This window comes from Salinarimonas sp. NSM, assembly GCF_052380005.1.
In the GTDB taxonomy this organism is placed as follows: domain Bacteria; phylum Pseudomonadota; class Alphaproteobacteria; order Rhizobiales; family Beijerinckiaceae; genus Salinarimonas.
The window spans coordinates 1-10896 of the sequence record NZ_JBQTCJ010000095.1 but is presented as its reverse complement, the minus strand read 5'-3'; the positions used below and the strand labels follow the sequence as shown (position 1 = coordinate 10896).

Below are 10896 nucleotides of genomic sequence, written 5' to 3'. Positions count from 1 at the left end.
GGTCCCGCCGGCAGCGGGGCGCCGGCGGCCACGCCGGGCGCGGCCAGCGGCGCGCTCGCCACCGCCATCGTCGGCGCCGCGGCGGCGGGATCGACGCTGCCGGTCATCACCGGGTCCCGGCCCTGCGTGGCGAACGGGTTGCCGAAGGGATCGGCGAAGCGCATCGTGTCGGCGCTGCATGCGCCGAGCGCGCCCGCCGCCAGCGCGACGAGAGCCACCCTCGCCGCGCGGGAGGAACGACCGTGACCCTGGAGAGCCTGGGGGTAGCGCATCGACGCACCTGATACTCGAAACGACCTGATGGACCGATTAAAAGGGCATTCAGGTTAAGCAAGCGTTGCGCGCGTCACGCTCTCGTCGCGCCCACCGCCGACGCCCCTCCAGCCACCAGCGGCGCGATGCGCACGCCGGCGCCGATCCGGCGCCGCATCACGCCCTGAGCGTCCTTCTCCACGACGACGAGACGCGGGAGGCCCTCGATGCTCAGCGCCCCGACGAGGCGCCCGCCGGGCGCGAGGCGCTCGAGCAGGGTGTCGGGAAACTCGGACAGCGCGCCGTTCACCAGCATGCGCGCAAAGCGCTCGCGGTTGCGCCGCGGGGTGAGACCGTCGCCGACGCCGAGGGCGATCCGGTCCGCCACGTCGAGCTGGCCGAGCCGCAGGGCTGCAGCGTCGGCGAGGGCGCCGATCCGCTCGACGCTCTCGACCGCTCCGCCGAGCCGCGCCATCAGCGCGGCGACGTAGCCCGACCCGGTGCCGACCTCGTAGACGGCCTGGCCCTCCTCCAGGCCGAGCGCGACCAGCATCGCAGCGACCGTGGTCGGGGAGGACATCGTCTGCCCGAACGGGAGCGGCAGCGCGACGTCGGAGCGGGAGAGGTCGGCGAAGCGGGGTGGCGCGAACAGCGTGCGGGGCACGCGCTCCATGGCACCGAGCACCGCCTTGTCGCGGAAGCCCTTGGCCCGAAGCGCCAGCACGAAGGCGGCCGTCTCCACCGCCTCCGCGTCGAGCGTCGGATCGCCCTCGCTGAGCCCCTGCCGATCGACGCGCATGTACCCTCCGTCGTGTGAGGATAGAAGATCCTGGTTAACCGATCCTTCACCCTGTCGCACGCAGGACACGATGGCACCCTCACGGCCGTGTTCTCCCCGCCCGCGCGGTCCGGCTCGCTTGATTTCGCCGCGCGCGTTGCGCATCGTCACGCACGAACGGGCGGATGATCGACGAGACGGCGGAGGATCGCGGCGATGCGCAGGACGATGACGACGGCGGCGGTCGCCAAGACGGCCCTCACGACGATCGCCGCGATGACCGTCGCCGGCGCCGCGCTCGCGGCGGACTACGGCGCGCGCGGCGCCCCGGACGATCGCCTCGGCGGCTGGTACTACGGTGCGCCGCCGGCGGAGGAACGGGTGATCCCGTTCACCGGAGCTGTGCCCGCCTGTGATGCGCCGACGGTGCTCGCGACGATCTCGGCCGAGTTCAACCGGCGCGAGGCGCGCTTCTGGAACTCGGAGCTGCGGGTCGTCGGCATCGAGGGGGTGCGCAGCGTCGCCTTCAGGCCGTGGTCCGAGAGCTTCTTCCCGCGCCGCTTCTGCACGGCGACCGCCGCCGTCGCGCACGGGCCGGTCGTGCGGCACCACCGGGTGAACTACTTAATCCGCGAGGAGCTGGGCATCCTCGCCACCTCCTCGCACGATGTCGAGTGGTGCGTCATCGGGGTTGAGCGGCATCTGCACGCCGCACCCAATTGCGAGATGATGCTGCCCTGAGCGCGCGTCGCCCGTCGCGGGCGCATCGAGGCGCTTGCGGCGGGCGGTCGTCCGGTGCCATCTCGGCTCCATGAACTATCGCCACGCATTCCACGCGGGCGGCTTCTCCGACGTGATGAAGCACGCCGTCCTCGCCCGTCTCCTCGCCTACCTGGCACGCAAGGAGACGCCGTTTCGCTACATCGATACGCATGCCGGCATCGGCCTCTACGACCTCACCGCCGACGAGGCGCGCCGCACCGGCGAGGCGGATGCCGGGATCGGCTTGATGGAGGCGCCCTTCGCGGCCGACGTCGAAGAGGTGCTCGCGCCCTACCGCGCGGCGCTCGCCGCCGTGCGCGCCCGTCACGGGGAGAGCGCCTATCCCGGCTCGCCCGCGCTCGCGCGCGAGATGCTGCGGCGGCAGGACCGCGGCGTCTTCCTGGAGCTCCATCCGGAGGACTACGCGACGCTGTCGGCGCGCTACAACGCGGTGGCGAACCTCAAGACGCTCCCGCTCGACGGCTGGACGGGGCTCGGCGGCTTGATGCCGCCCAAGGAGAAGCGTGGCCTGGTGCTGATCGACCCCGCGTTCGAGGAGCCGGGGGAGTTCGACCGGCTCGCCCGCACGCTCCTCGCGTCGCAGCGCAAGTGGCCGACGGGGGTCTATGCCGGGTGGTACCCGATCAAGGATTCGCGCGAGGTGGACCGCGCGGCGGCGCGGCTCGAGGCACTCGCACGGCCGGCCCTGCGGCTCGAGCTCCACGTCGACGACGCGACCCGGATCGATCGGCTCAACGGCTGCGGCCTCTTCGTGATCAACCCGCCCTACACGCTGGAGGCCGAGGCCGGCGTGCTCCTGCCCGCGCTCGCCGCGCGGCTCGGGCGGGCGGGGAAAGGGTCGGCGCGGATCGTGCGCATCGGCGCGGCGCCCTAGGGGGCTTCCGCTGCTTGCCCATCGATGGCGCCGCGTGGGAGAGATGGTACGACGCGCAACACAGCCAAGGACGAGACCCATGATCCTGCGTACGTCGCCGGCCTCCCCGTTCGGCCGCAAGGTGAAGATCGCCGCCGCTGTTCTCGGCCTGTCCGAGCGCATCGAGATCGTGTCCGCCGACACGACCGACCCGTCGGACGACCTGCGCGTCCAGAATCCGCTCGGCAAGATCCCCGTGCTCGTGACCGAGGACGGGACGGCGCTCTACGATTCGCCCGTTATCGTCGAGTATCTCGACCACATCGCCGGCGGCGGCCGGATCATCCCCGCCGGCGCGGGGCGCTTCGACGTGCTCACGCTCCAGGCGCTGGCGGACGGGCTGATCGACGCGGCGATCATGCAGGTCTACGAGGTGCGCTTCCGGTCCGAGGAGCGACGCGAGCCGACCTGGGTGGACTACCAGGCGCAGAAGGTGACCCGCGCGCTCGCCCGCCTGGAGAGCCGCGCCGGCGTCATCGGCGACACGCTCGACGCGGGCACGATCGCGCTGGCCTGCGCGCTGGGCTATCTCGACTTCCGTTTCGAGGGCCGCTGGCGGCAGAGCCACCCCGCCCTCGTCGCCTGGCTGGACGGCTTCGCCGCCCGCGTCCCGGCGTTCGAGAAGACGCGCCCGGGCTGAGCGGGCACGCTCCCGCCCCCTCGAAGCGGGGTCGATCCGCGGAAGCGGATCACGGGCGGGGTCCCGCGGCTCGACGAACGTGCGAGAACCGAGCGGCGGGGCCGCTCGGTTCTCCGGAGGTGCGTTGACTCGGGCGCGCGGTGACTTGGGCGCGCACCCGGCCTGCGGGTGCGCGCCGCGAGCCTCACTGACGCGGCTGGGCGGCCGGGTCGGCGGGGGCGTCCGTCGCGCCGGGCGCGGGGACGCGCGTCGCGCCCGGGGTGCCGAGCGCCGGCTCGCCGGTGGCGGGCATCGAGCCGGTCGCCTCGGCCTGCGTGCGCCACTCCTCGAGCGTGGCGAACTCCGGGGCGGCCTCGAGCTGCTCGCGGGTGAAGTCCACCACGATGTGCTCGATCTCGCCGCCGCCGTTCGTCGCGAGGCCCGAGCCGCTGGCGCCGGTCATGCGACGGGCGTCGTCGTCCATACCGCCCTCGGTCTCGACCGCGGCCATGTCGGTGCGCTCGGCCTCGATCGCCGTGCCCGGCGCCGGCTGCGTCGCGGCCATGCCGGTGTCATTGCCGCCCTGCGGCACGACGGCGGTGTCGGCGTTCATGCCGGCGGCGTCCGCCTGCATGTCGGCCTCGAAGCGGACCTCGACCGCGTCGAGCGGTATCGCGACCTGCTTCTCGCCGATGCCGAGGAAGCCGCCGACACCCACGACGATGCCGCGGATGCGGCCGTCGGCGTCGACGACGACGTCCTCGACGCTGCCGAGGGACTCGTCGGCCATCGTCACGACGCTGGCGGCCATCAACTCGGAACCCATGAGCTGGTTCTCGCCCTGGCGGGCGATGAAGCCACCCTCGAGCTCGAGCGCGGAGGCGCCGGCCGTCTGCATGGCGGTGTCCCCGGGGGCGGGCTGCAGGCCGTCGAGGGTCTGCGCGGTGGCGGGAGCGGCCTGCCCGCCGGTCGCCGGCGTGCCGGTGGCCTGGCCGTTCGTCGTCTGGGCGGCGAGCGGCCCGGCCGCGAGAAGCGCGCCGAGCGCGCAGGCGGTAGCCAGATGCTTAGAGAACATGGTGTCTCTCCTGTCGAGTGCTCCACGATGTGGAAGCTCGACGCAAGCAACAACCAAGAGCCGCCGCGGTTCCGCGACGGCCGTGCGCAAAGGCGCAGACGGCCGGCCATGAGGCCAGCGGAACCATCGGAGATCGTTCAGAACGGGCTCACCGGGAAGAAGCGCAGGTAGAGCTCCGCGTAGGTTCCCCGCGCCCACAGCCGCGCCAGCGCCGCGTCGAAGGCCTCGGCGAGCTGCGTATCCCCCGGGCGGAAGACGAAGCCGATCCCCTCGCCGAAGAAGCGGCTGTCGAGGAACGGCCCGGAGACCAGCGTGCAGCACCCCTCCGACGCCCGCCCGCCGACCCAAAGCGCGAGCGCGAGCCCGTCGGCGAAGAGGAGATCGGTCTCGCCGGTGCGCAGCGCCTCCTGCGCGTCCGCCAGCGTCTGCGCCGCCACCCGGGTCGCGCCGGGCCAGAACGTCTCGACATAGGCCTCGTGCGCGGTGCCCGCGACGACGCCGACCCGCGCCGCCTCGACCGCCGCGACGTCGAAGCCCGCCGCCGCCGCGACCGGCGCGGCGAGCCGGGCGGGAAAGCGGAAGAAGGGGGCCGTCACCGCGAAGCCCTCGCGCAGGTCCGCGGTGATGCGCAGCGCGGCGGCGACCGCGTCCCCCTGCCCCGCCTCGAGCGTCGGCAGAAGCGTCTCGAACGGGCGCGCCTGGATGGTGCAGGCCACCCCCGCCTCGACGCATGCCGCCCGGGCGATCTCGACCACGAAGCCGGTCGGCACGCCGTCCGCCCCGAGGAAGTGCAGCGGCGGGAAGTCCGGGCTCGTGAGGAAGCGGATCGTGCGCCCCGCCGGCACCTCCACCGGCTCGCGCGGGGCGCGCGGGTCCCAGAAGTTGGGGATCGCCGGCTCGGGCAGCGCGCTCTCGGGGGATTGCGCCGGCGCGGGGGATTGCGCCGGCGCGGGGGATGCGAGGAGAAGAGTCGCCAGGAGAGGCGCGAGACGGGCGAAGACGCGGCCGACGAGACTAGACAAGGCTCTGGGCCCTCCGGTGAAGCGCGTACGAGCTAATGCGGGGGCGTCCGCGCCGTCAACGGGACTCGTGGCCCGGTTTCGCGGGGTTAGCAGCGGCGACGCTCTCGGCGCCCTCCAGGGCGGCGATGCGCTCCTCCAGCTTCGCGACGAACTCGGGCAAGGTCATGTGCAGCGCCGCGCAGATCATCCGCAGCTCGACGACGTCGATTCGCCGCTCGCCCCGCTCGATCTTGCTGATCTCCGGCTGCTTGAACGGCAGCGTTGCTGCGACATCCGCCTGATGGAGCCGCAAGCTCTTGCGACGCTCGACGAGAAGTCGAAGCATCGCCGCGTATTCCGCCGTATGGGTGCTCTTCTGGACCATTTCGACGGCATTTTGGATGCGATTCTCGCATAAGCGAATTCGTTATATACGATATTGATATACAGAGTCGTCGTGCGACCGGATCCTCGGATTGCTCGGTGGCGACCTATACACCGACGCGAATCACCCTCTCCCCGCACGCGTGAAGGCGTAGCGTTATGTCGTTTGCTTCGCTTAATTGCACCCACAATCAAGAGGACTTGGGACGGCGATCATGCAGGAGACGGGGAGCGCGACGCCCGGCGGCGCCGCGGACGGGCACGGCTTGCCCGGCGACATCGCGTTCCTCCTACGGTACGGCGTGCCGCGCGCGACGCTGGTGGCGGCGGCATCCGCGGCGCGGGAAAGCGCCGTGCCCGCCTGCGACGTGCTGCTCGCCCGCGGCCTCCTCGGCGAGGAGCGCTTCTATCGCGCGCTCGCGGCGGACGTGGCGGCGCCGTTCCTCGCTCGGCCGCGCCTGGGCCGGCACGCCCGCATGCCGGAGGGCCTGCTCGCCGGACATGCGCCCCTCGCGCCGGGTCCGCCCGACGGGCCGACGACCGTCTCGGCGCCCCGCGGCGCGACGGTCGGCGCGCTCGTCGCCCGGGGCCGCGCGCCGGACGGCCTCGCCATCGCCCCCCCGCGGGCGCTGCGCGAGGCGATGCTCGCGCTCCACAGCACGGCGATCGCCCGCCGTGCGGCCCACGGCCTCGCGGACCGTACGCCGCACTTCTCCTATCGCGACGGCCCGAGCCCCGGCCAGCGGCGCACCCTCGCCCTGGCCACGCTGGCGATCCTCACCGGCGCCGCGTTGCTCGACGGCGTCGTCGTCGGGCTCGGCGCCCTCGCCTGCCTGCTCTTCATCGTGCTCGCCACGATCCGTTTCGCCACCTGCCTCGAGCGCGTCGCGACGACGCCGCTTCGATCCGGCGCGCGCATCCCGGATGCGGACCTGCCGGTCTACACGATCCTCGTGCCGCTCTACGACGAGGCACGGGTCGTGCGGCGGCTGACGGAGGCGCTCGGCGCGCTCGACTACCCGGCGGAAAAGCTCGACATCAAGCTCCTGGTCGAGGTCGACGACGGCGCCACCGCTGCGGCCATCGACGCGCTCGCCCTGCCCGGCGCCTTCGAGACGATCGTCGTGCCGCCGGGCGAGCCGCGCACCAAGCCCCGCGCGCTCAATGCCGCTCTGCCGTCGGCGCGGGGCGCCTTCACCGTCGTCTTCGACGCGGAGGACCGACCCGAGCCCGACCAGCTGCGCCTCGCCGTCGCCGCTTTCGACCGGGAGGGGCCGGACCTCGCCTGCCTGCAGGCGCGGCTCTCGATCCACAACGCGCGGGAGAACCGGCTCGCGGCGCTCTTCGCCATCGAGTACGCCGCGCTGTTCGACGTGATCAACCCTGGTCTGATCCGGCTCGGCCTGCCGATCCCGCTGGGGGGCACGTCGAACCATTTCCGCACCGCGCCCTTGCGGGCCATCGGCGGCTGGGACGCCTGGAACGTCACCGAGGACGCCGACATCGGCCTGCGCCTCGCCGCGCTCGGCCTGCGCACGGGAGACCTGCCCTCCACCACGTGGGAGGAGGCGCCGACCCGCCTGCGCCAATGGATGAACCAGCGCACGCGCTGGATGAAAGGCTTCGTCCAGACCCTGCTCACCCACACCCGCGACCCGCGCCGGTCGATCGCCGTGCTCGGGGCGCGGCGGGTGGCGATCGTCTGGCTCGTCGTCGGCGGGACGGTCCTCTCCGCGCTGCTCTACCCGCTGACGCTCGTCGTCCTCCTGTCGCTCCTCGCGGGCGGAATCGGCGCGGCGCTGACGCCTGGGCCGCACCCGGCCTGGGTGGCGGCGGCGCTCGCACCGTTGCCGCTGCCGATGGCGATCCTGGCGACGACGACCTGCGCCTGGGGCCTCGCCACCACGGTCGCCGTCGCCGGCCTCGCACTGTACCGCCGCGGCCGGCGCGACCTGCTCGTGCTGGTGCCGCTGATGCCGCTCTACTTCTTCCTCGTCAGCATCGCCGCGTGGCGCGGCCTCCAGGACCTCGTGCGCCGCCCCTACCACTGGCACAAGACCAGCCACGGGCTGCCTCCGCCCCCGACGCTCGGCGACCGGATCGCGGCGCGGTGGCGTCGGGTGGTGCGTCGGGGGGGCGCGGGGGAGCGGGAGGAGGCGCCCGCGGAATGAGGAGCGACGGCATGAGGGGCGACGCGCGCCCCACGGCTCAGATCCGCGCCAGCAGCTCCTCCGCCGCCTCCTCCGGCGCCTTGGCCGTGTTGAGCCCCGCGACGAAGCGGCCCTCCTCGTTCATGATGTAGACGATCGCCGTGTGCTCCATCGTGTAGTCCCCCTCGTCGAGCGGGACCTTGCGGGCGAAGGCGCGATAGGCCGAGACCACCGCGTCGACCTGCTCGGGCGTGCCGGTGAGGCCGAGGATGCGGTCGTCGAAGCTCGAGACGTAGGCCTCCATGATCTCCGGCGTGTCGCGCTCGGGATCGACGGTGATGAAGAGCGCGCGCATGTCGCGGCCCGAGCGCTCCTTCACGGCGTCGAGCGTCTCGGCGATCTCGAAGAGCTTCGTCGGGCACACGTCCGGGCAATGGGTGAAGCCGAAGAAGACGAGGTGCGGCTCGCCCAGGAAGTCCGCCTGCGTCACCGGCGTTCCGAAATGGTCGACGAGGGTGAACGGCCCGCCGACGTCGGAGCTCGCGACCTCGCGCCCCTGCGGCGTGAGCGTCAGCACCGCGGCGATGCCGAGCGCGACGACCCCGAACAGGAAGGCCGCGAGCGGCAGGACGAGGCGGCGGGTGCGGTCGGTCATGACGGGGCTCTCGGGCACGGCTCTCGGGCATGTCTTCCGGGGAGTGCACCCCCGGCTCGCTCCCCGAGATAATCCCTCAGAAGCACCATGCCAATGCGGCGAGAACGACCTCGTTGAACACCGCCGGCCCCTGCGCCGCCCACATCAGGAGCCCGGCGCCCGCGAGCGCGGCCACGCCGAGCGCGACAAGGGTCGCCGCCGCGCGGCTCGGCGTCGCCGCCACCTGCGTCGCAGGCTCGCCCGATTCGCTGTCGGGCCTCGGATGGATAGCGTCGTCGATCATGCGCGCGATCCTACCGCCATCCGAACGCGTGAGCAACCGAGGATGCATCGGACGCAGAATATAGTACAACTCTCGTCGAGCCCGGATTTTTACATCTGCTAAGGAATGCAGCCCCAATGTTTCCGAGCGCCGGTTTTGTCGTAACCATGGGAGTGATTGCGACTTTTCGACAGATGACGGATTATTCCATCTCGTGGCATCTTGCGGCGATCGAGATCGAGCCGAGGCCGACGTGTCCCGTTCCCCGTCCATGAAGCAAAAGATGCTGCTGCGGCTGCGCGATATTGCGCAGACGCTCGACTCCGACCTGAGCTGGATCGATGCATCCCACCGGCGCGACTTCTTCGAACGGCTGGAAGCCGAGCGTGACGAGGCGCTCGACATCGTCCTCGCCGACCCGCCGGAGGCCGAGGACATCGCGGTGGCGCAACGCGTGCTGGATCATCTGCGCCGCGCGCCCAAGGATGCCACTCTGGCAGACGCGTTGGAGGGGTGGATGAACCAGGCCGGGATCGCGTGACGACACTGCGGGCGGCGAGACGCGCATTGCGCCGGGCGCCGCGGGCGGGCACGATGCCGTGATGCCGCTCACCGACCGCTACCATCCCGACCCGCGCCATCTCGCCCTCGGCGAGGCCTTCTACGATCCCGTCTCGCCCGCGCCGTTCCCGGCGACGGTCCTGCGCTGGCGCAACGACCGCTGGGCCTCGCGGGTCGGCCTAGACGGCCTCGACGAGGCGGAGTGGATCGCGCGGATGGCGCGCTTCTCGCCGTTGCCCGGCAACATCCCGCAGCCGCTGGCGCTGCGCTACCACGGCCACCAGTTCCAGAACTACAACCCCGAGATCGGCGACGGCCGCGGCTTCCTCTACGCGCAGATGCGCGACGCGGAGGACGGCCGGCTCCTCGACCTCGGCACCAAGGGCTCCGGGCAGACGCCGTATTCGCGCTTCGGCGACGGGCGGCTGACGCTCAAGGGCGGCGTGCGCGAGGTGCTGGCGACCGAGATGCTGGAGGCGCTCGGCGTCTACACGTCCAAGTCGTTCTCGCTGGTGGAGACCGGCGAGGCGCTCGCGCGCAACGACGAGCCCTCCCCGACCCGCTCCTCGGTGCTGGTGCGGCTGTCGCACAGCCACGTGCGCATCGGCTCGTTCCAGCGCTTCCTCTACCTGAACGAGGGCGCGCACATCGAGCGGCTGCTCGACTACTGCATCGAGACCTACTGGCCGCAGGCCGCGAGCGCCGAGAACCGGGCCGTGGCGTTCCTCGCGCTGGTCACGGACGCGGTGGCGCGCATGGCGGCGGAGTGGTTCCAGGCGGGGTTCGTGCACGGCGTGCTCAACACCGACAACACCACCATCACCGGCGAGAGCTTCGACTACGGGCCGTGGCGCTTCCTGCCGACGCTCGATACCGAGTTCACCGCCGCCTATTTCGACCAGACCGGCCTCTACGCCTTCGGCCGCCAGCCGGCCTCGCTGCACTGGAACCTGTGCCGGCTCGCCGATTGCCTGCGCCACCTCGCCCCCGACGACGCGCTCGTCTCCGCGCTCACCCCCTTCGGCGAGATCTTCGACGCCCACCTCTCCCGCCTCGCCCGCGCCCGCCTCGCGCTGGCCCCCGACGACGAGGCGAGCGAGGACGCGCCGGCGCTCGTCTTCCGCGCCATGGCGCGTACGCAGGTGCCCTTCGAGCGCGCGATGTTCGACCTCGTCGGCGGCGCCGACCCCACCCGCCTCGCCGCGAGCCCGCACGCCGAGGCCTATCGCGACCCGGAATGGGAGGAGGCGCTCGCCGCGCTGCGCGCAGCGCGCCCCCATCCGCGGCGCGACGAGGCGCTGGCGCACCCGTATTTCTCGCGGGAGGCGCCGGTGACGATGCTGATCGAGGACGTGGAGGCGGTTTGGGCGGCGATCGCGGAGGGGGATGATTGGGGGGTGTTCGCGGGGAAGGTGGGAGAGGTGGGGGAGATGCGGGGGGCTTATGGGGGGTTGTTGGAGGGG

The 10896-nt window shown here is 72.3% G+C and carries 12 protein-coding genes and 1 pseudogene; 6 read left to right on the top strand and 7 right to left on the bottom strand.

The genetic code is table 11. The annotated features are described in order from the left end of the window. Both ACTZWW_RS21915 and ACTZWW_RS21910 read right to left on the bottom strand, forming a co-directional pair. Positions 1 to 218: pseudogene (locus ACTZWW_RS21915) on the bottom strand (hypothetical protein); the annotation flags it as partial. 128 nt (positions 219 to 346) lie between these two features. Then, positions 347 to 1051, bottom strand: a complete 705-nt coding sequence (locus ACTZWW_RS21910) for a protein-L-isoaspartate O-methyltransferase family protein (protein WP_444783091.1) — start codon at positions 1049 to 1051, stop codon at positions 347 to 349. Between the two features lie 195 nt (positions 1052 to 1246). Between ACTZWW_RS21910 and ACTZWW_RS21905 the strand changes: the two genes are divergently transcribed. The 3 genes from ACTZWW_RS21905 to ACTZWW_RS21895 all read left to right on the top strand — a co-directional run bounded on the left by ACTZWW_RS21905 (position 1247) and on the right by ACTZWW_RS21895 (position 3366). Beyond that, complete coding sequence (locus ACTZWW_RS21905; protein ID WP_444783090.1) at positions 1247 to 1771, top strand: hypothetical protein; 525 nt, start codon at positions 1247 to 1249, stop codon at positions 1769 to 1771. A 70-nt stretch (positions 1772 to 1841) separates the two neighbouring features. Continuing rightward, positions 1842 to 2687, top strand: coding sequence for a 23S rRNA (adenine(2030)-N(6))-methyltransferase RlmJ (locus ACTZWW_RS21900; RefSeq protein ID WP_444783089.1), 846 nt, complete (start codon positions 1842 to 1844; stop codon positions 2685 to 2687). 79 nt (positions 2688 to 2766) lie between these two features. Then, positions 2767 to 3366, top strand: a complete 600-nt coding sequence (locus ACTZWW_RS21895) for a glutathione S-transferase family protein (RefSeq protein WP_444783088.1) — start codon at positions 2767 to 2769, stop codon at positions 3364 to 3366. A 184-nt stretch (positions 3367 to 3550) separates the two neighbouring features. Here ACTZWW_RS21895 and ACTZWW_RS21890 read toward each other — a convergent pair whose 3' ends face one another. From ACTZWW_RS21890 to ACTZWW_RS21880, 3 genes are all read right to left on the bottom strand, one after another. Beyond that, positions 3551 to 4420, bottom strand: coding sequence for a PRC-barrel domain-containing protein (locus ACTZWW_RS21890; protein ID WP_444783087.1), 870 nt, complete (start codon positions 4418 to 4420; stop codon positions 3551 to 3553). Positions 4421 to 4557: 137 nt separating this feature from the next. Next, positions 4558 to 5442, bottom strand: coding sequence for a transporter substrate-binding domain-containing protein (locus tag ACTZWW_RS21885; RefSeq protein ID WP_444783086.1), 885 nt, complete (start codon positions 5440 to 5442; stop codon positions 4558 to 4560). A gap of 55 nt (positions 5443 to 5497) precedes the next feature. Then, on the bottom strand, positions 5498 to 5806 hold the full coding sequence (locus ACTZWW_RS21880) for a helix-turn-helix domain-containing protein (RefSeq protein ID WP_444783085.1): 309 nt from the start codon (positions 5804 to 5806) through the stop codon (positions 5498 to 5500). 214 nt (positions 5807 to 6020) lie between these two features. On the opposite strand from ACTZWW_RS21880, the gene ACTZWW_RS21875 reads away from it, so the two are divergent. Next, positions 6021 to 7976, top strand: a complete 1956-nt coding sequence (locus ACTZWW_RS21875) for a glycosyltransferase family 2 protein (protein WP_444783084.1) — start codon at positions 6021 to 6023, stop codon at positions 7974 to 7976. A 37-nt stretch (positions 7977 to 8013) separates the two neighbouring features. Here ACTZWW_RS21875 and ACTZWW_RS21870 read toward each other — a convergent pair whose 3' ends face one another. Both ACTZWW_RS21870 and ACTZWW_RS21865 read right to left on the bottom strand, forming a co-directional pair. Beyond that, a complete protein-coding gene (locus ACTZWW_RS21870; protein ID WP_444783083.1) occupies positions 8014 to 8610 on the bottom strand; it encodes an SCO family protein in 597 nt (198 codons plus the stop codon). Between the two features lie 76 nt (positions 8611 to 8686). Further along, on the bottom strand, positions 8687 to 8893 hold the full coding sequence (locus ACTZWW_RS21865) for a hypothetical protein (protein WP_444783082.1): 207 nt from the start codon (positions 8891 to 8893) through the stop codon (positions 8687 to 8689). Between the two features lie 250 nt (positions 8894 to 9143). Here ACTZWW_RS21865 and ACTZWW_RS21860 point away from each other — a divergent pair, with 250 nt between their 5' ends. Together ACTZWW_RS21860 and ACTZWW_RS21855 are read left to right on the top strand one after the other, a co-directional pair. Beyond that, the gene (locus tag ACTZWW_RS21860) at positions 9144 to 9413 is read left to right on the top strand and encodes a hypothetical protein (RefSeq protein WP_444783081.1); all 270 of its coding nucleotides are present in this window, start codon (positions 9144 to 9146) and stop codon (positions 9411 to 9413) included. Between the two features lie 61 nt (positions 9414 to 9474). After that, on the top strand, positions 9475 to 10896 hold a 1422-nt coding region (locus tag ACTZWW_RS21855), incomplete at its 3' end, for a protein adenylyltransferase SelO family protein (protein WP_444783080.1).

Bases quoted from the DNA above. Each gene is read 5' to 3' on its own strand.
- ACTZWW_RS21900 (WP_444783089.1), top strand. From the start codon at position 1,842: ATGAACTATCGCCACGCATTCCACGCGGGCGGCTTCTCCGACGTGATG.
- ACTZWW_RS21910 (WP_444783091.1), bottom strand. From the start codon at position 1,051: ATGCGCGTCGATCGGCAGGGGCTCAGCGAGGGCGATCCGACGCTCGAC.
- ACTZWW_RS21905 (WP_444783090.1), top strand. From the start codon at position 1,247: ATGCGCAGGACGATGACGACGGCGGCGGTCGCCAAGACGGCCCTCACG.
- ACTZWW_RS21890 (WP_444783087.1), bottom strand. From the start codon at position 4,420: ATGTTCTCTAAGCATCTGGCTACCGCCTGCGCGCTCGGCGCGCTTCTC.
- ACTZWW_RS21870 (WP_444783083.1), bottom strand. From the start codon at position 8,610: ATGACCGACCGCACCCGCCGCCTCGTCCTGCCGCTCGCGGCCTTCCTG.
- ACTZWW_RS21865 (WP_444783082.1), bottom strand. From the start codon at position 8,893: ATGATCGACGACGCTATCCATCCGAGGCCCGACAGCGAATCGGGCGAG.
- ACTZWW_RS21895 (WP_444783088.1), top strand. From the start codon at position 2,767: ATGATCCTGCGTACGTCGCCGGCCTCCCCGTTCGGCCGCAAGGTGAAG.
- ACTZWW_RS21875 (WP_444783084.1), top strand. From the start codon at position 6,021: ATGCAGGAGACGGGGAGCGCGACGCCCGGCGGCGCCGCGGACGGGCAC.
- ACTZWW_RS21880 (WP_444783085.1), bottom strand. From the start codon at position 5,806: ATGGTCCAGAAGAGCACCCATACGGCGGAATACGCGGCGATGCTTCGA.
- ACTZWW_RS21860 (WP_444783081.1), top strand. From the start codon at position 9,144: ATGAAGCAAAAGATGCTGCTGCGGCTGCGCGATATTGCGCAGACGCTC.